Here is a 24439-nt window from a genome sequence, read left to right as displayed (position 1 = left end):
AGGAAGTTACCATGGAAATGACACTGCGTTTTTTAGGGGCAACTCAAGAGGTAACAGGTTCCTGTCATTTATTAACTATCGACGGTAAACAAGTGTTGTTAGATTGCGGTTTAATTCAAGGTGGTAGAGCCGTTGAACTTCGGAATCATGAGCCTTTTGCTTTTGAGGCAAGCACTATCGATGCGGTGGTATTAAGTCATGCTCATATTGATCATTCAGGCCGCTTACCTTTATTGGCAAAGTTAGGCTTTGATGGCCCTATTTATACCAATAAAGCTACGGCTGAACTGTGCACTGTAATGCTAAAAGATGCCGCCATGCTGCAGCAGCGCGATAATGAACGGCTGAATAAGAAGCGTAAGAAACAACAGCTCGAACCAATCTCCGCTTTATTTGATCAACAAGATGTTGATAAGGCGATATCGCAGTTCGTGCCGCTCGATTACCAAGTCGAAAACCCAATCGTGCCACATGTTAGTGTAAGACTGTTTGATGCTGGGCATATTTTAGGCTCGGCTATTGTTTCGTTACAACTAGGTGAGGGCAGTCAGCAGAAAACCATAATCTTTAGTGGTGATCTTGGCCGTGCAGGCATGCCGATTCTACGAGACCCTACCTTAATTGATAATGCTGATTTAGTCTTAATGGAAAGTACTTATGGTAACCGTTTACACCGTAGTTGGGATGAAACCATTGCTGAGTTAAAACAAATTTTTGCCAAAGCGATAACCGAAAGTCGCGGCAATATATTGCTACCAGCATTTTCGGTGGGGCGAGCACAAGAATTGCTGTATTTATTTCATTTGTATGCCAAAGAGTGGGATTTGTCTCGTTGGAAAATTTGCTTAGATAGCCCGATGGCTATTGAGGCGACCCGAGTGTATATCAATAATTACCCGTTAATGGATGAAGACTTTAAACGCTTTACCCGCATGCATCCAGGTGAACATCCACTGTTATCTAATGTTGAGTTTACCCAAAGCACAGATGAGTCAATGCTGCTGAACGAAGTACATAAGGGGCTGATTATCATTGCTGGTAGTGGAATGTGTAACGGCGGGCGAATTCGTTGTCATTTCGAGCATAATTTATGGCGCCCAGAATGTGATGTCATTATTTGTGGTTATCAAGCAGAAGGCACACCGGGCAGAGCGCTGGTAGATGGTCAGCCTGAACTGACTATTCGCGGAAAATCGGTTAAAGTTGCTGCTAAGTTGCATACCATAGGCGGCTTGTCTGCCCATGCCGATCAAGCTGAATTACTGCGCTGGTATCGTCATTTTAATCATCAACCACCATTGATATTAGTCCACGGTGAAACCACGGCGCAGCAAGGGTTAGTGGATGCAATACAGCAAGATAAATCATCTGCCCCCCAAGCGCTTGCGATAGCAGCCCATGGCGATAAACTGGATTTAAATGGCCTACCACAACTGGTTTGGTGTTGAATGGCGTTATCCAGCGGTGCTGTAATTGAGCAATGCTGTCATTGAGCAATAGTGTTTTGTGCTGACGTTGACTGCGAATGCACATTAATACATATGTTCATTACAGCCTTTCCCAATGACAAATTATCATTGTTGTTGCTTATGTCATTGCCACATGGATGATTATCAAGACTATAATGTCGCTATCCACTTTATCTGCGAAGCTCACTTGTGAAACATTGGTTTTTTTCAAAACAAACATTGCCGTTTATATTGTCATTGCTCTTTATTGGGCTAATGACCACCATTGCTATTATCTACAGTAAAAATAATTTCGTGGTTGACTCCAACCTAGATCGTCTCGTTCAACAAAATGCCCCATGGAAGGACAACTTAACTAAGACGGTAAATGAATTTGGCGACTCTGAAAATGGTCTGGTCATTGTGGTTTCTGGTGACAATCATCAGCAAGTACAAACTATGACTGAAGCGCTACAAGCAGACTTTTCTGCACAGCCCTTATTTAACGACGTATTTGCGCCAGCAACCTTGCCATGGCTTAAGCAGCAAGCCTTGTGGTTATTACCCGAGCAAGACTTTATTGATTTTAATGCCAATGTTGCCAGCATAATGCCAAAACTTCAGGCGGTCATGTCAGTTGAAGCTAATGGCACTACTGGGCAAAATGATGCTGGGATACAATTATTAGCACAATTAAATCATGCTATTGAAACTGATGACATTAAAGCCGCGAAGCTGTTAATTAACGTATTAAACCAACTGGCGGCAAAGCAGGGCAGTGTTGACTGGTTTGAGGTATTGATGCCACCAAGTCGTGGTACTATTTATCAAATTATCACCTTAAATGCACAGCCTCAAAACGATCAAAAACAGCCGAATAAATATATCATCGAAACCGCACAAAATATTATCCATCAATACAGTGATAATGACGCAGTGCAAATTCGCATTACTGGTCAGACGGCGTTGGACTATGATGAAATCAGTGACGCCAATAATAGCGTAACCTTAGCGGGGACCATGTCGCTGATAGGCTTGATTGTAGTATTGGGATTTGGTATTCGCTCTTTGCGCATAATCGTTGCCAGCTATGTGGCCGTGATTATTGGGTTGGTGTGGACGCTCGCACTTGGATTATTTTTGGTTGGTTCATACAACACCATTTCCATTGTATTTTTGGTGATGTTTATTGGTTTAGGTGTCGATTTTGCGATTCATTTTTGTCTGCGATTACGAGAAGAGCAAGCACTACAGCCTACCAATTATGCCAGCTTGATTGCGGCAATTCGCGGCACTTTTACGCCACTTAGTTTGTGCGCATTAACCTCTGCCATAGGGTTTCTTGGCTTTTATCCTACAGCTTATACCGGGCTTGCTGAATTAGGGGTTATTTCAGCGGCGGGGATGGCAATGGGGTTGCTGGCAACCTTTATCGTTATTCCGACTTTTTTCTTTATTTGTGGCTATCCTCGAGCGCATGGTTTTAAGGCTAACATAGCGACTGAAGAGGGTGATACTCAGTTCCAATATGCCAGCGACGATGATTTCTGGTTGCCTAAACATCACAAAATGGTAGTTTTTTTGGCCGTGATAGCCTTAGCTATTTCTGGCTATGGTGCCAGTAAAATGGAATTTGATTTCTCGACTTTGGTATTAAAATCGGTGAAGTCTGAATCGGTTAGAACCCTTGAAGAAATTCAACAACAAGGCTTAACCTCAAGCTATCAAATGATGATGCTAGCGACATCACGACAACAAGCGGCCAAGTGGCAATCACAATTGTCTGGTTTAGCTGAAGTGAGCAATGTGATTTCAATCAACTCTTTTTTAGCCACTGATCGCGCGTCCAAACAGGCAGCATTGTTGCAAACATTAGCAGCCGCCAATGCGCCAATAGAGTCATTAGATAGCCTTGCAAGCTTGCAACAAAACCTAGTCAGAGCGGATTATGCCCAAGGCGTGATTGCGCAACGTACCTTAGATTGGCTTAAAAATAATGATGAATTCACCCTTGTGAGTCAAATTAATCAACATGCATTGGCGCCATTACAAGTTATGCAGCAAAGTTTAACTCAGTTATTGCAAGCCCCAATTCCAAGCTATGATGATATTCCTACGGTGTTAGCTCAGCGATATAAAAACGAGCAATATTTATTAGTGGTGGCTTACCCTGCTGGCGATATGCGTGATGTGAAACAGCTGGATAGATTTATTAAGCTTGTACAAGACGTAGCGCCCAATGCAACCGGAAGACCTGTAGCCGAGCAGCAAGTGGGTAATATTATTATTAACGCATTTTTGCAGGCAATCACTTATTCACTATTACTGATAGCCGTCATTTTGTTGCTAGCGCTAAAACATAAGCGCGATGTTATTTTGACTTTTATACCGCTGTTATTAACCACCTTATCAACTATGGCTGTTGCCCATTGGAGTGGACAGGCGCTAAATATGGCCAACATCATTGTCATTCCATTGATATTTGGCTTGGGGGTCGATAATGGTATTCACATCGTTGAGCGCTTTCGGGCGGTGGGATCTGCGAGGGCCTTTTATCAATCATCAACCCCAAGAGCGGCAGTACTAAGTTCACTAACCACAATGGCGACCTTTGGTTCTTTGTTACTGGCCGATCACCGAGGTATGTATAGCATTGGTTTTTTACTCACCATCGCCATCGGCTTTCTACTTTTCTACAGTTTAACGGTATTACCCGCTTTATTGTTTAGTGTGAAAAAGATGCAGCCCGGCTATTCGTTAAAATAAGCTTATTATGGTCTTTGCTTAAATTTTTATTATTTAAAAATGCTGATAGGGACATTGGCTTGTTTAATCCTGATGCAAATCTTAAGCGATACTCAATTATAACTAGCACTTAAGCTAAAAACGTAAGCAAGCCATTTTCATCGCCAATATTTTACTGTCGAATTTCTACATATCACCAGCGTGTTTTTTACATGTCACTTTTGCGCTTTATAAATAACCTCTGTGCCTAAAATTGTGAATTTGTAATACAAAAGGCTACTATTCCTAATAGTGCTGATAATAGGTTGGTAACAACTTGTGGCGCCTTTACTTACATCTCAAGGGGTTTACGCTCTAATGTCGAACGAATGCGTAACATTTGCAAGCAGATAGACGGTAAATTAGCGAGTTTTTGCTGTGGTTTATATCATTTTGATCTAGATCTCAATTTACAAACCTGTACTATTTTACAATATTGTATTACTTATTAAGGCTGTTAATTGAATTTATACTGGGTACATGAGTGGCTTTTTAATTCGATGTATCATAGCTATGATGTGAGGGTTTATTGTAATGACTGCTAAAAATCTGCTTTTGTGTGGCTGTGTCGCTCTGTTTACTTGCTCTACCGTTTCTGCTGCATCATTTAACGTTCGTCAAGAATTTCGAGCTGAGTCTGGTGAGTCGACTCGGGTCAAAATAGGTAGCAGTATTGGTAATTTTAATTATAGTGGCGAGTTAAAATTTAAGCCTGTAGATGGTTCTGATAGGAAGTCTAGCCAAAATAATGGTTGGGAGTTAGGTTTAGATTATCGCTTTAAAATTAACGATAACTGGACCATAGTGCCAGGGATGCCCATTGAGGCCCGTGAAAAAGGAATGACCTATAAACCGCAAATTCGAGTAAACTATGCCGTTGACAGCATTCAAGGTTTAACCATTACAGCTCGTTATCGTCATGACTTTTATAGAAATAATTCCGATGTTGATAAGCAGCGTCATCGATTGACCACAGGTTTTGGTTATACCACTCACGATTGGAAATTTGGTTTTGAAGCTGATTTATATAAGGCCGTTGATTACAATATTTATGACAATGGTGATACCAATTATGAGTTGAATCTAACCGTAGCTCGTAAGATAGGCCAGTGGACACCTTATGTTGAATTTGGTGATATTAATGTCAGTAATGATAGCCCTGATCGTGAGCTACGTACTCGAATAGGGTTAACTTATAGTTATTAAGATATAATAATTTCATCCAGCGTTAGTGGTCATTTAGTTTTATCAATATATTCACTAAGCTTAGGAATGAAGGTTTATCTGCAAAGGTAAGCTTTCTGCAAACTGATATCGCTTTAGATAGTTATTGAAAAGTTAATTCCTATCACGACAGATAATTATTCTGATTAACCTTTAAAACTGAATCAGTTAAAAAGGGCGGTTAATGCTACTGGTGTTGATGACGTATCAGGTTGTGAAAATCGAGCTTCAAATTTATCGATAGTTTCAGGTTTGCCACACAAATATCCTTGATAGTGACTGCAGCCTTCTTTTGATAAAATCTGTCGCTGTGATTCATCTTCTACCCCCTCAGCTATCACGGTTAAACCCAAATTATGTGCCATTGCTATGATGGTGCGGACAATTTCTTGATCGCACTTATCTTCAACCAAACCATCGACAAAAGATTTATCTATTTTAAGTTGGAAAAGAGGTAATTTTTTCAAATATTGTAAAGATGAGTAGCCGGTTCCAAAGTCATCCAGTGAAAACTGAATGCCTAATGCAGCAATTTGGTTCATTTTTACTATGGTTTTATCGATATCATTTAATAGAATTGATTCGGTTAATTCTAGCTTCAGTAATTCAGGGCGAACCTTATGGTATGTTAATGCGGATTTTATTGTTGCGACAAAATTGTCTTGGAGAAATTGTCTCGCACTGACATTGATCGCTAAGGTGAGTGATTCAGTTGAGCTATTTTGCTGCCATAATTGCAGTTGTGCACAGGCGGCGTCTAATACCCAATGACCAATTGAAATAATCGAACCATTTTGCTCTGCAACGGGAATAAACTCTACCGGAGGAACAAGACTCCTGTTGGGGTGATTCCAGCGCAATAGCGCTTCAGCACCTAATGGATTGTTATGCTTGTCTACTTGAACTTGGTAATAAAGTTCAAATTGTTTATTTTCAATAGCATGATTTAATTCTGCTTCTAGCGCGACGCGATTAGAGATATTGGCTTGCATTTGGGGGTCAAAAAATCGCATTGAATTGCGGCCATCGTCTTTAGCTTTATACAAGGCGATATCGGCTTGTTTCAGTAATTCATCAACGGAGGTATTTTTGTTTTTAACTAAAGTAATACCAATACTGGTGCTAATGGAATAATCATGGCCATTTAGTTGATAGGGTAAATTAATTGAGGCGAGTATTTTTTTGGCAATATCTTTGCTTTGCGTGGCAGCTATAGTGGATTTACCACTTAATGCTTCAATTAAAATTACGAATTCATCGCCGCCAAAACGAGATACTGTATCGCTTTCTCTAATGCACTGTACCAGCCGTTTTGCCACTTTTTTTAGGAGTATGTCTCCCATATCATGGCCTAAGGTATCATTGAGGGTTTTGAAATTATCAAGGTCTAAAAACAGTAATGCCCCTTTTTGGTTATGACGGCTGTTTGTTAATAAAGAATGATTGAGGCGGTCCATAAGTAAACGACGGTTTGGCAGTCGAGTTAATGGGTCAAAATAAGCTAAATCGGCAATTTTTTTCTCAGCTTGTTTATTAAGGGTGATATCACAGATGGTGCCGACATAATTGGTAATGACAGAATTATTATCAGTGACCGCAGTGATAGTGAGCTTTTGTGGGTAGATATCGCCATTTTTTTTCTTATCCCAAACTTCACCCTCCCAATAACCGTGCTCTTTGATTATTTTCCACATCTGTAGGTAAAACGGCTTTTTGTGTTTGCCGGAAGATAAAATACTCGGTTTTTGACCAAGGACCTCATCGGCATCATATCCGGTAATCCTAGAAAAGGCGCGATTTACGCGTAATATTTTGTTATTGGTATCAGTGACCAGCATGCCTTCTTGGGTTTCAAAAGCGGTTGCAGCAATCCGCAAATCTTCATGCGTTTTTCTCAGGCTACTATCACGGTTAAATAAGTTTCTTAGGACCATTGTGGCTGTAATGCAGCCTGACAAAATCGTAAATAGTGAAAATGCAGTAAATAGGGTCCACAATGTAGTTTGTGACTTTTCACTTCTTTGTTGAGCCTGTATTACTAAATTAGCCGCTTTGTTTGAAGAGTAGTCAACGATATAGTCCATTCTATTCATTAAAGCTTGATACAAGGGGGTAGCCTGATTTTTTATCAGTTTTTCAGCATTTGTAATGTCATGGTTTATAAGCAATTCAATAATATCTTGTTGAATGCGCTGAAGCTGTAAAGTAAATGAAATTGCCTCAGTGACTTTGGTCATATCACCTAAAAAATTTGTTTGGATGATGTTTAAATTATCAGCCAATGTAGTTTGTATTTTGTCGGTCTCAACAACAAAGGTGTCACGCCTAATATTACTTTGGTCAATGAGGCCATAGAGTAGCTGGTTTCTTAGGGTTGTAATTGATTGTCGTGAAATACGCGCAGCGGCGTTGACTTGAAAAGGGTGTTGGTAGATTTTATTGGTTTGAGAAGTAAAGTCATGTATCTCATTGTTTAATTGAAATGCGAATGACAGCAAACCGGCAAAAACAAAGGTATATCCTGACAATGTAATCAATAAAAGTTTGGCATAAGGCCTTAAAAATTGTCCTAATGACATAAAGCATCCCGAATCCATTCATAAGCTTATAATAAACTATAGTCGCAACTACCTCATTATGCGGGTAATTCACCAATAATATTTAAAAAACTCGAGCTAGCGCTCATTTGCATTTCAAAATCGCTTATATTTTCCTAAACCAGTGATGAAAAACTTAATCTAAATGAGCTTTATGCCATTAGTTATACTTTCTTATGTCCAACTATTCTGTTAAATCACAAATAATAACCACTAGGAAATATTGCTTATTTCTATGCTGGCGACTTGGTTTCTTCCATTCGATTTAGCAAGATACAGTTGCTTATCAGCAAGTTCCAATAACATACCTTGCTGCATATCCTTATGAGGTACAACGGTAGCTACGCCTGCACTGATGGTGATGTAGTCTGATACATTTGAAAAGCCGTGTTCGATTTTTAGGGCGTTGATGTTATCGACAATTGATTTGGCTTTATGTTCAGCGCCACAAAAATCAGTTTGTGGCAAAATACACACAAATTCTTCACCGCCGTAACGTGCCACTAAATCACAAGGACGTTTCAGTGTCTGTTGTATTGTTTTGGCAACCTGGGCTAGGCAGTTATCTCCTTGCTGGTGGCCATAGTTATCGTTGTATTGCTTAAAGACATCAATATCTAACAGGATGATGGAAATAGGCTCTTTTTCACGAACACAATGGCGCCAATTTGCGGCAAAACGCTGGTCAAACTGGCGTCTGTTAGCGACACCCGTTAACGCATCGTACATGGCAAAAGAGCGCAATAAATCCGATTGCTGTTTGAGCCTCAATTGATTTTTAACTCGGGTTTTGGTGATGATGGGGTTAATAGGTTTATGAATAAAATCTACTGCGCCAAGTTGAAGTCCTTTTACCTCAGTGGCTTCTTCAAAATGAGCTGTAATAAATATAACGGCGATATTGGCCGTGAGTGGATTCGCTTTGAGTTGTTTGCATACTTCAAAACCATTTACTGTCGGCATTTCTATATCAAGTAATACCATATCTGGTTGTAAACCCATGCATACGTCGATGACTTGATCGCCATCGGTCGCCATGAAAATATCATAGTCTTCTTGCAATAATTTTTTAATTATTTTGACATTAACAATTTGGTCATCGACCACCAAAATTTTGCCTTTAACGTCATGTTGGGACACAATGAGGTCTGAAATTTCCATTTATAACCCTTCTATAATCCCATTTACGCGAACTAATTAGGGCTGCTAACACAGCGCTACTGTTAGTCGAGTAAATGCTGATTTTCTATTAGTTTAATAAGCTCAATCCTTGCTCTACTAAATTAATATTAGCAAACATCCTTTAAAAAGCATCAGCGTTAGTTATGTTTCGGCGAAATAGCGGTTTTAACTAATCCCATAGGAAGCGTGATGGTTTAGTTTTACCGAGTGGTTAGACTGTTGTTAGCTCTTTATTGATTAGTTCAACTGTGGTGACTTCACATTAGGTATCTCGAGATAGCGGTAATATCAGTAGCGATACTTTTTAGAACTTAAAGTGAGATAAAAATCCTATTTTTGAAATTATATGGGGTATTAAAAGCTTAATCCAATGGAGGAAATGCTTATCAATCAGTGAACGTTTTTGTACAGCTCAATAGACAGAAAAACATCTAAATCACCTTTAACTAGCAGGCAAAGTAGCAGAAAGTGGAAGATCAATTTGTCAGTGGCATTATTGCTTGGTAACAGTGGCAGTAATTGTGGCTATTGCTCTATTAAATGAACCTAATGATGGTTAAATGAATAGGTTCATTTCGCATATTTTCTATTTAGTTTTTATTTATGAGCATTTAAGTACTTAATTTAGCTAGAAATTAATTTAACCTGTTTAAGCATTTAGTCATGATTTTCAAAATGAGTCGCTTGCAAAAAATGACGCTCTACCGCAGCTTGGTAGGGCGCATCTATGCCTACGTAAGCGGGACCAAAAGCCTGTAAGCCTTTTTCGGTGACAAACTCTTTTGGTGCTGGCAGTACTATAACGGCAACATTGACGCCATAACTGACATTGGGGTTAGTGATAGGGCTATTGCTATCCATGTCTAGGCAGCAAATTAAATCAGGAATAGTGACATCAACAACGCCATTTAAGCGACTGACTAAATTCTCATTTTTTACTTCAATATGGTAACGGTCATTGAGATGTTGGCCTGTGCCTTCAATAAATATGTCTCCAAGAGTGAAACCGTCTTGGGTTTTAAATTGATATTTGGCAATCGAGCCTCTAAAGGCCACATAGCCACCACCATGGCTGGCAATGGCATCGGCGATATCTTGGTTGTTTTCTTTGGCTAACCGGTAGGCTTTACCTATTTCAAGTGACTTAGATATGGTGCCTTTAATCACCGCATCTTTAACCTGCTCTATGGGCATCGCATGATCGATAGCAGCAATGTCGTTACGGCTTATCATCGATAAGGCTCTTACCACGTTTTCGGCGCGTAAATCATCAATAACATTTTCACAAATAAAGCATTCGCCAAACTCGTTGGCGGTGACAATGGGCGCAGCAGGGATGTTATTGAAATAGTAGGTTGAATGGGTTATTTCAGGTACCGCACGACCTGCCACATCGGCGTCAATAATATAGCCATTAGCCATGGCGGCCACGTAAAACGAAATAGCGGTATTTGAGCCGCCTAATTCACAGCAAATGGTGCCATAAAACTCATCGCCAGTGTATTTTTCTAACCGTCTAAATGCGGTCATAATCGATGAGCTGCTGCTTTTAGGTAAGCGGGTATATTGCTGTTCTTCTTCAGGTGTCATTGGTGATAATGCCCCTAGCATATAGGGGGTGCAAATCTTTTTGCCCTGGGGCACATCATCAACACTAACAAGCTTAAATGTCTTACCTTCAGCCAGTGCTTTATCAATATAGTAAAAGCCTTCATCTAGCTCACCGCCACCGCCTGTGCCTAATATAGCGCAGCCGTGCAAGATATCTGATAGGTCAACTCTTGTTAGTGTTTTCATAAATAATAGCTCTTAAACTTAAACTTTTTATGGTGTTGATCTTATGCCAACGCTGCAAAATTTGTGTTCCATTTGTGCCGCGAAGCAAAAACATTCCTATGTATTTACTGGCTTAAGCAATGGATTTTTTTGCAAAAGCTTGCATCAATAAATAGTAGGTTGGCGCGGTGACTAAAATGGCGTCGCATACTTCAATACCTGTGATGGTGATTAGGCCATGATTGGTCAGCATTGAGGTTGCAATTCCCACAGCCCAGGCGATAACGGCAAGGTAATTAACCGCCGCAACTTGGCTTAATTCACTTAACAGGTAAGATTGTTTATTACGTACGATGAAAAAATCCACCACATAAATCGCCGCAACAGGGGTGAAGATAATCGATAGGCTAAATAAGAAGTCAGTAAAATTAGCCAGTAAATTAAATGAAGCGATAATCGTGCCTAATACGCCTGAAACAACGATGATTTTCCATTCTTTCCAGCTAATATTTATGGCGTTAAAACCCAGCGCGGTGCTGTATAAATTGACCACGTTGGTGACCCAGCTCGACATGATGAGCAAGAAAAACGCTAAAGTGCCAATGCCTAATGTGAGCATGACAGCAAGAATATCACTTTGTTGCACCGCAATACCTGCCATGGCTGCAGCGATATAAACGAAGCTGTTGAGTACTAAAAATGGCAGAAATGAAGCGATAATGGTGTCATTGGTGGTTTTTGCAAACCGGCTAAAGTCAGGCATTAATACCACGCTGACAATAAAACTGCCGACAACGGCTGATACCGCTTCACCAAAGGTGAGTTCAATGCTGTTAAACTGAGTAACTGCATCTGGGGCGATGACATAACCGACACTTTTATAGAGCATATAAGCCACTAACATAAATAGAATCGGCACGAATAAACTGGACAGCTTTTCAATCAGCTTAAAGCCCCAAATAGTGGTGAGGGTAATTAACATTCCGGCTGATACTTCTAATAGCCACAATGGCACTGTCACAGTAAATAACTGTTGAAACAGGGCTTGAGAGACTTCGCTAAACAGATTGATGTTAACCCCATACCAACCCAGTAAAGATAATACAAACGCAAGGCTGAGCAGGTTTGCTCCTTTGCGGCCAAAGACAAATTTCATGGTCATGCATGAGGTTAGGCGGTTGTGCATGCCAACTAAGCCAGTGACAGTGCCAAGTACTGACAAAATAATGCCGCCAATAATAAAGGCGTAAATACTTTGGCTAAGGCCTAACGCGCCGCCAAGCTCAAGCCCGGTGATTAGACCCGGCACGGCAAATGCCAATCCACCGTTTATCATGCCAATGCGCACGCCGCCGACGGTTTTATCTTGCGGCACGGGGCGAGTGGCATAATCATCAAATAGATCATTGTTTGCACTATTTTTAGAGCTATATTCAGAGCTATATTCAGAGCTTGGCTTAGGGCTGTGTTCTTGGTTGTTTCTTGCGCAGTATTCAGCGCTAGGTGTCAGACGGTTAGGCATAAGTTCTACTTGTAAAAATAGGCCCCTAATCTAGAGGCCTGTATGGGAGTGACGATGTCTTGCCTTAGAAATTATAAATCGCTTCGATACCATATGTTCTCGGTTTATTAGGCATGCGGGCTAAATCGGTTACGCCATCACCATAAAAGAAGATATCTTCAATGGTGCGCTCGTCAGTTAAGTTATTGACATATAGCTGCACTGTCCAATCGTCAGACTTCAAACCGACCCCAGCATTAATTGAGGTGAAGGTTGACGAAGTAACATGTGGGATTTCAATATCAAAATATTGTGGCCCTTGCACCTGAATATCAGCTCGAGATACCAGTGACCAGTTTGAGCTAATAGGGAAATAATGATCTGCAGATAAACTATAAGTATATTCTGGCACCCATACTTGTGATTCACCTTCAAGCTCAGGTCTATCTGTAAACTCTTTTATTTCTGAGTCAATATAACCTGCATTAAAACGTACATTGAGGTTTTCTGTCGCAGCCCAGCCTAATTCGATTTCAGCGCCTTTAGTGAGCACGTCATCAATGGCGAGGTTTTCAAGGGTAAAGCTGTCGACATTAAATTGGGTAATTTGTGCATCAGATTGGGAGATGACAAATAACGCACCGTTTAAGGTCAGTTTATTTGAGAATAGGGTGGTTTTAAAACCCGCTTCGTAGCTGTCAGACACTTCCTGATTGTAAACACGGTTTATACCTTCTGCGGGCTCGTTAAAGCCTCCACTTCTAAAACCTTTTGAGTAGCCAGTATAAAGCAGCAACTCCTCATTCATTTGATAAGCTAAAGTCACCTTAGGTTGCCATTGGCTAAAGGTATCCTCTGCAAACGTATCAACAGGGAAGTTAGGGTCGTAAGACTCACGTTTGTCGCTATCAAAACGTAGCGCTGCCGTTAATTCTAACTTGTCAGTAATGTCGTAGTTAATTTGACCTGATAATGCCCAGGCTTTGCTGCTGTTTTTATCGGCGATGGTTAGATACATCATCTCATCGGTAAAATCGTCTCTGTCTAGCGGCACATCGCCTAAGAAGTCGTCAAAGAAGTTAATGGTGTTGTCACGTTTCTTGTCTTGATAGAAAGCTGACACTGCCCATCTTAAATCCTGATCACTTTGAGAAGTAAAGCGTGATTCAACCGTCAGTGATTTCACATCAAATAAGCCTTCAGTGCCAAAAGGGGCACGGAAAAAATCATCTTCATCAATAAAGGTCGGGTCGGCGGAGTAATCGCCATCGTAAAAGTGTTTGTTTTCAGAGCTACTGTAAGCAGTGATAAAGTCAAAGGTACCTAAGTCATAATGCTGGGTAAGTTTGGCGCTGACTTCATATACATCACGTTGGTCGTTATTACGGATGTTTTGCGAGGTGCCAATATCAAAGTCTTCCGCGCTGTCTTCAGTGACGCCTTGATAATAAGCAAAGCCGGCATCGCTGGTGGTGTAACGGCCGCGCAGGTTTAAACTGGTGTCGTCAGTGAGATCAAATTCAAGCTGGGCAAACACTGAGTCTTCTGAAAAGTAATCTGCTGGCTCATCTAAAAACACATTATCAATTAAGCCATCAGAGTTTTTGGTATAACCGCCAACACGGAAAAATGCGCTGCTGTCATCATTAAGCGCGCCCGATACCACGCCATTTAAATTATAGGTATTGCCGTTACCGTATGAGCCTTTAATGGTGCCTTCTAACTCTTCGGTTGGTTTTTTGGTGGTGACAATCACTGCGCCGCCAATGGCGCCTTTACCGTAAAGTGCACCCTGTGCACCGCGCATGACTTCAATACGCTCAATGTCGACTAAATCTTGGTTAATAAATTCTAAATCGGGTGCGGTGACCCCATCAACCACAAAAGCCAGCGGCGCATCGCCCACTTGCGGGGTAATTAAGCCGCGGATAGTGATACGGGCAAGGCCTGGTCTGAAGTTGTCCAACTGGCTTAAATTAGGCGTGAGATCGGCAACATCTCTGAAATTTTCAATACGCTGGTTTTGGATCATATCAGCACTAAACGCGGTTACCGAGTCTGGTACATTCTGTAAGGTTTCTACACGGCCACGAGCACTAATCTCGATGCGCTCTATTCCGCTAGTGGCTTCAACAGTTTGTGGCTCATTGTTCTCAGCGTGGGCTGAACTAACAAGCGATAAACCCACCGCAGTGGCTAATATTGATTTTGCGAAAAAACGACGATTAGTATGACTCATATTTTGGCCCTCATAGGCTTCCTTGCATAAATATGTAGTTATTATGCATTTGTGTGATCCGTTATAACCATTGTGGGACTTTGGTAGAAAATAATATTTTGTAATGCAGCAAAAATGCAGTAAAAATTTGTCGCTTTGAGAGGAAACACGGGACATTTTGCAAATTAATCATGGATAATCCACTATAGGTAGCGAAAACCATAGATAAAATAACACTAGGTTTCTGAAAATGAAAAAGAAAGTAAAAATTGATAGTTACAATAAAAAAATATTGGCGACCCTGCATCTTGAAGGGGATTTGACCAATATTGAATTAGCTGAAAAAGTAAACCTTTCACCTAGTGCTTGTTTTCAGCGAGTTAAATCGTTAAAAGAAGCCGGCTATTTCAGAACCTTTCATGCGGATGTGAATTTAGAGCAGATTTGTGAGCACGTGATGGCCTATGTGGAGTTTACCTTAACCGATAACACAGCACCGTCGCGGCGACGCTTTGTTAGTGCTATTCAAGATATTCCAGAATTTATGGATTGCATGCAGCTTGCTGGTGATGTGGATTATATGTCGTTAAGTTGCTTTCCCAATATCAAAAAACTCAATGAGATCTGTACCGAGCTTTCAGACAGATCAGAGCTAAGTATCAAAAATATTAAGACCCGTATCGTACTTGAACGCAGTAAGTGGTTTTTAGGCTATCCGTTATCAAGTTTGAAGTGGTTAGATGATAATGGTCAAGATGTAGACCGTGGCGCTGAGTAAGCTTAATAGCTATGCAGTGTTTTTTGTTTGCTATATAAAACAGTGATAAAAGTATCATGGTTTTAATAAAGAAAAGGCCTGTATCGACAGGCCTTTTCGCTAATGAGGTTTTGGGCTTAGTTTACTTATCAAATCGATTTTGCAGGTAATCAAATACCGCACGAATACCAAAGGCTTCACCACCCACAGGACGACCCGGTAATTTACGGTTATTCCATGCCATCACATCGAAGTGACTCCAGCTAATATCTTTATCAACAAAGGCCTCAAGATAAAGTGCTGCGGTAATTGCGCCGCCAAATGGAGTTTTGCCGCAGTTGGCTAAGTCAGCAATATCACTACAGGTTAAGTCATAATAAGGTTTATGCAGTGGCATGCGCCAAACTGGGTCGTCTACAGATAAACCCGATGCGGTAATATCGGCGGCCACTTGGTCATCGTTACTAAAGAACCCCGGCAGCTCGGTGCCTAAAGCAACTCGCATAGCCCCTGTTAAGGTGGCAAAATCAATCATTAGCTCAGGTTTGTCGTTATTGGCTTCAGCAAGGGCATCACACAATACTAAGCGGCCTTCGGCGTCAGTATTATCAATTTCAACGGTCAGCCCTTTGCGGGTAGTAATCACATCACCGGGCCTAAAGGCATTGGCTGAAACGGCATTTTCAACCGCAGGAACCAATACCCGCAGACGAATAGGTAAGTTGCTCGCCATAATCAATTGCGCTAAACCAATAACATGCGCTGCGCCGCCCATGTCTTTTTTCATAAAGCGCATGCCGGCGCCGGGTTTTAAATCAAGGCCACCAGAGTCAAAACACACACCTTTACCTACTAGGGTCACTTTAGGAGCCGATTCATCACCCCAAGTTAAGTCGATTAAGCGCGGAACATTTGCGCTGGCGCGGCCAACCATATGAATGGTCGGGTAGTTTTGCTCAAGTAGTTCATCACCGACAATTTGGTTGAGCTTAGCGCCAAATTCTGTCGCCATGGTGCTCATGGTCTCAGCTAAGTGTTGCGGCATCATATCGGCGGCGGGTGTGTTAACCAAGTCACGGACTAATGACACTGAGCGGATGAACTTATTAGCTTCATCAGCTTGCGCACTAGTCGGCACAATAAGCTGTGGAATTTGCTTGTCGCTTTTTTTGTAGCGATCGAACTGATACGCCCCTAAACCCCAACTAAATGCGGCGGTTTTTATCTGCTTGTCATCCGCGTTTAATTGGTATTGACCTGCGGGCAGTTGATTAACCAGATCACCACACAGCCAATAAGAGTCATCTTGGTTACTCACAAAAATAACTTCAGCTAACTCACCTTCGGTATTAGGAATTAAGCTCATGCCTTTACCTGAAAACTGGGTGGTGGTGAGCCAGTTAGTAACATTTTTAGACTGCTTATCGCGCCACTGTGCAAATGTTTCGCTATTGAAAATAGACAGGGGAATGCCTGAAACACCTGAAATAATGATATTGCTCATAGTAGGACTCGTTGATTGCGATGAGTTTAAGGATATCCCTAAGAGTATCAGGCTGATTTGATTCTAGAAAGCATAGAGATGGTTTTAGTGTGCTTGTTTGCTGCAATAGATGACTATAGTGGAATGGCGCGACTGAAATAGGCGGTTATGAGCTGAGGTTACGACTACTTTTTGGCAAAGTTATTAGGATTGCTAAAAAATAACCGTGGTAGTTGCTTATTAGTTTAGCTACTGGCTATTGTCACTTATCAGTTAGGCTGTGGCTATTTGGGTTAACTGGTTTTGTTAATGGCGTTTTTTCGAGCATTGGCTTTGCGTTCGGACATATTATTGAATGAGCTTGGCAGCACGTCAACGCCTACCATTTTGCCGAGTTTTAATACCAAAGGAATAGTAATAGGGGCAAAAGGTAACACCGCGAAAACCCCTAAGCCCAAACCTTTGAGTAAGTCGGCAAATTGTTTATTGGCTTCGGCTAATTCATCCTTGTTGGCTTGCTTGCAGGTATAGCGTTTATAAGTCACCAGCATGGCTTTGGTTTCTTGCTTTTCTTGGGCTAAGGCCTGTTTTACCACCAACATATCCAGTTTTACACGTAGCCAAATGCGCCGTCTTCCAATACGGATAACGCGAATAGGGGCCTTGTGTAATAGCTGGTAGATACTCATGGGCGCGATTGTCGCATAGTGGCTGTAGTTAACCTATTTATTAAAGTGAATAGTTACATTTAGCTGATCTCGATGAGATCAGTGTAGTTGTTTTTAAGCATAATCTAATAATATAGACTGACTTTTTTAAAGATTATGCAAAAGTAGGCCAATTTAGCTGGCTTGACTTATCTTGTTTAAATACGAGCTTATATTTAGCAGCCGCGGTTTTAACAGGACTAAAGCTGCGCATTTTAACTTTAGCGGGCTAATTTATGCTAAAGTAAGGCGCTTATCTTTTTTATCTTCTTCGGTAAATAGACAACCTCATCTTGTGCTATATGAGTTTTCAAAAGCGTTAGCAATGATTAATTCATTAAGTGCTCACACTGCTAGTTATATGAACTTCCCATAATTCTGTAGCTAAAACCTTCGTAGTGGATAAATGAGTATGCAATAAATTTCCCTTCAAATATTGACACTTTATCGTCTGCGACGCTTTTTTAAGCTCGGTCACCGTAAAGTTCTTCCATTTATAAAACTCTATGTTAATTAGGCCGCGTTGTTTACGACTGTCGCATTAACCAGAGCAGATCCCACCTCTAATCATTAGAGCAACTGGCCATTGGCGAAAATAAACATTCGTGTATGCAGTCACATAGATCCATTGATATAACAAGGAACGATGACATGAACACGTTAAAAGTAGGAGTCATAGGGACTTCAAGAAAAGTAGACGAAAAACGCTTTCCCATTCACCCAGGACATTTACTGCGCATTCCGCAAGCGCTTCGAAAGCAACTCATATTTGAGCAAGGTTATGGCGAACCCTTTGGGATCTCAGATGCTGAAATTGCTGCATTAACTGGCGGTATTGCCACGCGTCATGAGTTACTGGCAAATATTGGTACGGTAATTATTGCCAAGCCGGTGTTAGAAGATTTACAAGAGCTGCGTGAAGGCGGCACTTTATGGGGTTATGTACATTGTGTGCAGCAGCAAGATATTACTCAAGCAGCGCTAGATCGCAAACAAACCCTAATTGCTTTTGAAGATATGTTTATTTGGTCGGCAACGGGGCAAATGGGTCGTCATACTTTTTATAAAAATAATGAAATGGCTGGTTATTGTGCGGTGCTACACTCATTACAACTTAAAGGCATTGATGGCCACTATGGCGATCAACGTAAGACGATTATTTTTGGCTTTGGCGCCGTGAGTCGCGGCGCGATTTACGCCCTTAAAGCCCATGGTTTTAAAGACATTACCATTTGTATTCAGCGACCTGAAGAGCAAGTGCGTGAAGAAGTATTAGATTGTAACTATGTCCGTATTCGCGCAGGCGAGACGGGCGAAGCCCGAATGATGGTGGTTGAGCATGATGGCAGTAGCAGGCCATTAACAGAGCTCATCAGTGAAGCCGATATTATCGTTAACGGCACTTTTCAAAACACTGCCAAGCCAACTAATTTCGTGATCGAATCTGAAGCAGAGTGCCTAAAACCCCATAGTTTGATCATTGATGTCAGTTGCGATGAAAAAATGGGCTTCTTTTTTGCTAAGCCGACCACATTTAAACAGCCAATGTTTAACTATAAAACGGTGGATTATTATGCGGTGGATCATACCCCGACTTACCTTTGGGAAAGTGCTACTCGGTCGATTTCAGCAGCGCTGATTGTGTATTTACCTGCAGTGCTAGCAGGGCAGAGCGCTTGGCAGCAAAATGAAACCATTCGCCAAGCGATAAACATTGAAGAGGGCGTTGTTTTAAATGAGGCGATTTTATCGTTTCAGCACCGTGAGGCAGAGTACCCTTACAAGATTATAGATATTGAATTAAGCCTCGCCGTTTAACTATGGTCATTTAACTATAGTCATTTAACTATAGTCATTTAACTATGGCAGATGTCATAAATAAATCTATATGTCGACTTAATCAGCAATAACTTAGCTGGTCATGTGCAAGCATGGCCAATGCTAAGCCTTTGATTATTGTTTAATGCAGGGGAAATTTTTCAGCTAATTAAGCAATAGTGACAATTAACCCAAGACTATTGCGCTAAAAACACCGATAATTCACCTCATTAGATATACCCGCCAATTTACAGCGCACGACTCTGGAACTATTCAATGGAAATCAAAGTTAATTTTCTCGACAACTTAAGACTTGAAGCCAAGTTTGACGACTTTACTGTTACTGCCGATCAGCCTATTCGCTACAAAGGTGATGGGTCAGCGCCAAGTCCGTTTGATTACTTCTTAGCGTCGTCAGCGCTGTGTGCGGCTTACTTTATCAAGGTGTATTGTAAAGCCCGTGATATTCCTACGGAAAATATCAAGCTATCACAAAACAACATTGTTGATCCTGAAGATCGTTATAACCAGATTTTTCAGATCCAAGTTGAATTACCAGATGATATTTCTGAAAAAGATCGTACCGGTATTTTACGTTCTATCGACCGCTGCACGGTTAAAAAAGTGGTGCAAACCGGCCCTGAATTTAAAATCGAAACCGTTGATGATTTAGCCGCTGACGCCAATGCCATGCTAATGGGTCAACCTGAAGGCGATACCAGCACCTACATCATAGGTAAAGACTTACCCCTTGAAGAAACCATCACCAACATGACTGCCATGCTAGCAGAGCTGGGGATGAAGATTGAAATTTCTTCATGGCGTAACATTGTGCCGAATGTGTGGTCACTGCATATTCGTGATGCAGCATCACCAGCCTGTTTTACTAATGGTAAAGGCGCGACGAAAGAGAGTGCGCTGTGCTCTGCATTAGGTGAATTCATTGAACGTTTAAACTGTAACTTCTTTTATAACGACCAGTTCTTTGGCGAAGAGATAGCTAATAGCGAGTTTGTGCATTATCCCAATGAAACATGGTTTGAGTTAGAAGAAGATGACTCGCTGCCAAGCGGCATTTTAGATGACTACTGTTTAGAGATTTATAATCCAGATGGTGAGTTAGCCGGTTCAAATCTGATAGATACCAACTCAGGTAACTTTGAGCGTGGTATTTGTACCATTCCTTATACTCGTCACTCAGATGGCGAAGTGGTTAATATCCCGTCTAACTTAATCGAGAACTTATTTTTAAGTAACGGCATGAGCGCGGGTAATAACCTAGCTGAAGCCAAGGTGCAGTGTTTATCTGAAATCTTTGAACGCGCGGTTAAACGCCAAATCATCGAGCAAGAAATTGTCCTGCCAGATGTGCCAATGGCTGTACTTGAAAAGTACCCAAGCATATTAGCGGGTATTAAAGGTTTAGAAGAACAAGGCTTCCCTGTTGTGGTTAAAGATGCCTCACTCGGTGGTCAATTCCCTGTAATGTGTGTCACCTTGATGAACCCTAAAACTGGCGGCGTATTTGCTTCATTTGGCGCCCATCCGAGTCTTGAAGTGGCGCTTGAGCGCAGCCTGACAGAATTATTGCAAGGTCGAAGCTTTGAAGGCTTGAACGATGTGCCAAAGCCGACGTTCAATAGCATGACAGTGACAGAGCCTGAAAACTTTGTTGAGCACTTTATTGACTCTACAGGTGTTATCTCGTGGCGTTTCTTTAGCAGCAATCATGATTATGATTTCTGCGAATGGGATTTCTCTGGTACTACGGAAGAAGAAACTGAAAGCTTATTTGGCATCTTAGCGGATATTGGCAAAGAAGCTTATATTGCTGAGTTTGACCAATTAGGCGCAGCGGTTTGCCGTATCTTGGTGCCTGATTACTCAGAAGTGTATCCAGTTGAAGATCTTATTTGGGACAACACCAATAAAGCGCTGGATTACCGTGAAGAGATTTTAAACCTGCATGTGTTAACCCAAGAGCAGTTAACTGATTTAGTTGAGCGCTTAGAAGAAAGCCAACTGGATAATCAAACCGATATTCCAACCTTAATTGGTATCGTGTTTGACGAAAACACCCCTTGGGGACAGTTAACCATCATCGAGCTTAAAATCTTAATCTATCTTGCGATAGGCAGACTTGAAGATGCGATGGATTATGTTGGTGAGTTTTTACAATACAACGACAATACAGTCGAGCGCGGCTTGTTCTATCAAGCGGTTAATGCGGTATTAGAAGTCACCTTGGATGACGGTTTAGCGCTTGAGCACTTTATCAATAACTTCAACCGTATGTTTGGTGAAGACAATATGAAAAACGTTGTTGGCAGTGTCACTGGTGAGGTGAAGTTCTTTGGTTTGACTCAAACCAGCATGAAGCTTGAAGGTATCGAGCCGCACCTTAGATTGATTGAAAGCTATAAAAAACTGCATCAAGCACGGGCGAATGCCGCTAAATAACGAATACAGTTAAAACCAATTTAACAAAGCCCATTTCATGATGGGCTTTGTTGTTTTTGTCATTTGTATAAAGGTAATAGCATTTATCAATAACACTATATGAGCTCATTCTGTTAACTTATGGCTGAAATATGATTGAGATAAATCGTATCAGTCAGTTAAAAGTGAAGGCTAAAGGAACTTAGATGGCAACATTATTTAGGCTATTAATGATTATCACCGCAGCGTTAGCAATTACCATCTTAGTCATTTTTGTGATGTCTACTTTAGTGGGTTTGGGCGTTCCAGAGCATGCAAATAATACCTTTGGCTATCTCATTTCAACTTGCTAGTTAATGTATTCGCATAATCGTTATTTTATTTAAATGTTATAACGTTCCGCTTCAACTTCTGTTTTATTGATTCTCATACGGCTAGCCAATATTAGCATCTCCTGCTAGGTTGAATACTGTACTCAATAATTCATCGCTACTTTTTGAATTATCTCGTTTAAGTTCTCGGACATAATAAGGATATTTTCATGCTTAAAACCCTCATCACAACTGCTATCACAACAGCCATAATGGCGGTTGCACTAGGTGGTTGCTCGAATTCCAGTAACTCCAATGATGTTAAACCACAAGCTGATCCAATTGATTTAGTTGCCAGTAATTCAGTGGCATTTGAAACTTACAATGCTGAAGAGTTTTATAAAACCACCAGTGTATTTGGCTCTTCAATTAACCATTTAGGCAATGCTGTTTTAGTCAGTAATGATAAAAGCGGTATTTTCAATGCTTATCGTGTGCCTGTTGATGGCAGCCCGTCAAAACAACTGACGTTTTCAACTAAAGAATCAGTATTTGTTGAGTCGTGGTTTCCAAAAGACGAACGTTTTTTATATAGCGCGGATAAAGGTGGTGATGAACTTAATCATCTTTATGTCCAAGAGTTAGATGGCACTGACGTGGATTTAACCCCAGGCGAAGGCTTAAAAGCGTCAGTAATGTCATGGCATGAAGATGAGCAATCTTTCTTTGTGGTAACCAATGAACGAGATGCTAAGTATTTTGATGTTTATCAATATAATACTGAAGATTACAGTCGCCAATTAGTGTTTAAAAATGACTCTGGTTTTAGTGTAGAAAGTGTGAGTCCAAATGGCCGTTTTATCGCGCTGAGTAAAAGCCATTCAAACAGTAACTCAGATCTTTATTTAATCGACCTTAGATTGAAAATGGCAAAACCACGCTTGCTCACTGAACATAGTGGTGATGTGTCTTATTCGGTTGATACTTTTTCTAAAGACAATAAACGCTTGTTGTATGCCACCGATGAATTTGGTGAGTTCAATCAATCATGGGCATATGATTTAGCAACAGGTGAGAGCACCTTAAGCTATAAGGCAGATTGGGATGTCAGTTTTAGCTACTTTTCAAAAGATGGTCGTTTTCAAATTACCGGTGTCAATGCCGATGCGCAAACACAGTTGATTATTACTGATTTAACCACTAATTCTGAACTGCAATTACCGACCTTACCCAGTGGTGATTTACGCGGGGTAAATTTCTCTGATGATTCAAGTTCAATGGTGTTTTACATTAACTCAGATACTTCACCATCAAACTTATATACCCACAAATTAGGTACAGACTCGATACTTCGATTAACCAATTCTGGTAATCCAAACATAAAAGAACAGAATCTTGTTACCGGTGAAGTGGTGCGTTTTAAAAGCTTTGATGGTTTAGAGATTCCTGCGATTTTATATAAGCCTAAACAAGCTAATATGAAAAAAGTGCCCGCATTGATTTATATCCATGGTGGTCCTGGCGGGCAATCTCGCAAAGGGTACTCTGCAACAGTTCAACATCTGGTGAATAACGGCTATGCCATCATTAAGATTAACAATCGTGGTTCAAGTGGATATGGTAAAACGTTTTTTCACTTAGATGATAAACGTCATGGTGAAGATGATTTACAAGATGTGGTGTATAACAAAAAATACCTTCAAACCTTAGATTGGGTTGATGCCGATAAGATTGGTGTTATGGGTGGCAGTTATGGCGGTTACTTAACAATGGCTGCGATGGCATTTACTGATGAGTTTAAGGTTGGAATTAATATCTTTGGCGTTACTAACTGGGTGAGAACCCTTGAAAGCATACCGCCTTACTGGGAAGCATTTCGTAAAAGTCTTTATGACGAGTTAGGGGACCCAACGACAGATAAAGAGCGCTTACACAATATTTCACCAGTGTTTTTTGGTGAACAAGTGAAAAGCCCGGTGTTGGTGGTGCAAGGGGCAAATGATCCCCGAGTACTAAAAATTGAGAGTGATGAAATGGTCGAGTCAATCCGCTCGGGCGGCACTTATGTTGATTACCTTGTGTTTGATGATGAAGGCCATGGCTTTAGTAAAAAAGCTAACCGCATTAGTGCTTCTAATAAATACCTCGAATTTTTAAATACCTATTTATAAGTTCCAAAGGTTGGCATAGCGTA

15 protein-coding genes are annotated in these 24439 nt (G+C 40.9%); 8 read left to right on the top strand and 7 right to left on the bottom strand.

Translation table 11 applies throughout. The features are described from left to right. Nucleotides 1–11 precede the first annotated feature (11 nt). The 3 genes from AB4160_RS10635 to AB4160_RS10625 all read left to right on the top strand — a co-directional run bounded on the left by AB4160_RS10635 (nt 12) and on the right by AB4160_RS10625 (nt 5438). Nucleotides 12–1448, top strand: coding sequence for an MBL fold metallo-hydrolase RNA specificity domain-containing protein (locus tag AB4160_RS10635; protein ID WP_372004554.1), 1437 nt, complete (start codon nt 12–14; stop codon nt 1446–1448). A gap of 210 nt (nt 1449–1658) precedes the next feature. After that, on the top strand, nt 1659–4214 hold the full coding sequence (locus tag AB4160_RS10630; protein ID WP_303445591.1) for an MMPL family transporter: 2556 nt from the start codon (nt 1659–1661) through the stop codon (nt 4212–4214). Nucleotides 4215–4766: 552 nt separating this feature from the next. After that, nucleotides 4767–5438: an oligogalacturonate-specific porin KdgM family protein gene (locus AB4160_RS10625; RefSeq protein ID WP_102437072.1), complete on the top strand. Its 672-nt coding sequence runs from the start codon at nt 4767–4769 to the stop codon at nt 5436–5438. 182 nt (nt 5439–5620) lie between these two features. On the opposite strand, the gene AB4160_RS10620 is transcribed toward AB4160_RS10625, so the two are convergent. The 5 genes from AB4160_RS10620 to AB4160_RS10600 form a co-directional block, all read right to left on the bottom strand. Further along, on the bottom strand, nt 5621–8035 hold the full coding sequence (locus AB4160_RS10620; protein WP_372004551.1) for a putative bifunctional diguanylate cyclase/phosphodiesterase: 2415 nt from the start codon (nt 8033–8035) through the stop codon (nt 5621–5623). A gap of 231 nt (nt 8036–8266) precedes the next feature. Further along, a complete protein-coding gene (locus AB4160_RS10615) occupies nt 8267–9214 on the bottom strand; it encodes a diguanylate cyclase (protein ID WP_303445593.1) in 948 nt (315 codons plus the stop codon). Nucleotides 9215–9892: 678 nt separating this feature from the next. Further along, nucleotides 9893–11032 carry a DUF917 domain-containing protein gene (locus AB4160_RS10610; protein WP_102519968.1) on the bottom strand — a complete coding sequence of 380 codons (1140 nt, stop codon included), beginning with the start codon at nt 11030–11032 and terminating at the stop codon, nt 9893–9895. Between the two features lie 112 nt (nt 11033–11144). Continuing rightward, on the bottom strand, nt 11145–12533 hold the full coding sequence (locus AB4160_RS10605; RefSeq protein ID WP_372004549.1) for a cytosine permease: 1389 nt from the start codon (nt 12531–12533) through the stop codon (nt 11145–11147). Nucleotides 12534–12597: 64 nt separating this feature from the next. Continuing rightward, entirely contained in the window at nt 12598–14751 is a 2154-nt protein-coding gene (locus AB4160_RS10600) for a TonB-dependent receptor (protein WP_102437082.1), read from the bottom strand. 229 nt (nt 14752–14980) lie between these two features. Here AB4160_RS10600 and AB4160_RS10595 point away from each other — a divergent pair, with 229 nt between their 5' ends. Continuing rightward, a complete protein-coding gene (locus AB4160_RS10595; RefSeq protein WP_102437084.1) occupies nt 14981–15508 on the top strand; it encodes an Lrp/AsnC family transcriptional regulator in 528 nt (175 codons plus the stop codon). 121 nt (nt 15509–15629) lie between these two features. Here AB4160_RS10595 and AB4160_RS10590 read toward each other — a convergent pair whose 3' ends face one another. Then, entirely contained in the window at nt 15630–16991 is a 1362-nt protein-coding gene (locus AB4160_RS10590) for a M17 family metallopeptidase (protein ID WP_303410089.1), read from the bottom strand. Nucleotides 16992–17263: 272 nt separating this feature from the next. Next, on the bottom strand, nt 17264–17659 hold the full coding sequence (locus tag AB4160_RS10585) for a hypothetical protein (RefSeq protein ID WP_102437087.1): 396 nt from the start codon (nt 17657–17659) through the stop codon (nt 17264–17266). A gap of 669 nt (nt 17660–18328) precedes the next feature. On the opposite strand from AB4160_RS10585, the gene AB4160_RS10580 reads away from it, so the two are divergent. The 4 genes from AB4160_RS10580 (at nt 18329) to AB4160_RS10565 (ending at nt 24416) form a co-directional block, all read left to right on the top strand. Then, nucleotides 18329–19495 (top strand): N(5)-(carboxyethyl)ornithine synthase, encoded by a 1167-nt coding sequence (locus tag AB4160_RS10580; RefSeq protein WP_372004547.1) that lies wholly within the window; start codon nt 18329–18331, stop codon nt 19493–19495. A gap of 276 nt (nt 19496–19771) precedes the next feature. Continuing rightward, a complete protein-coding gene (locus AB4160_RS10575) occupies nt 19772–21955 on the top strand; it encodes an OsmC domain/YcaO domain-containing protein (RefSeq protein ID WP_303410083.1) in 2184 nt (727 codons plus the stop codon). A 185-nt stretch (nt 21956–22140) separates the two neighbouring features. Then, a complete protein-coding gene (locus tag AB4160_RS10570; RefSeq protein ID WP_157936287.1) occupies nt 22141–22287 on the top strand; it encodes a hypothetical protein in 147 nt (48 codons plus the stop codon). Nucleotides 22288–22475: 188 nt separating this feature from the next. After that, a complete protein-coding gene (locus tag AB4160_RS10565; RefSeq protein WP_102476432.1) occupies nt 22476–24416 on the top strand; it encodes a S9 family peptidase in 1941 nt (646 codons plus the stop codon). Nucleotides 24417–24439 lie beyond the last annotated feature (23 nt).

It is taken from the genome of Shewanella sp. 10N.286.51.B8 (assembly GCF_041469325.1).
GTDB lineage: Bacteria > Pseudomonadota > Gammaproteobacteria > Enterobacterales > Shewanellaceae > Shewanella.
This window is presented reverse-complemented; position numbering and strand designations above follow the sequence as displayed.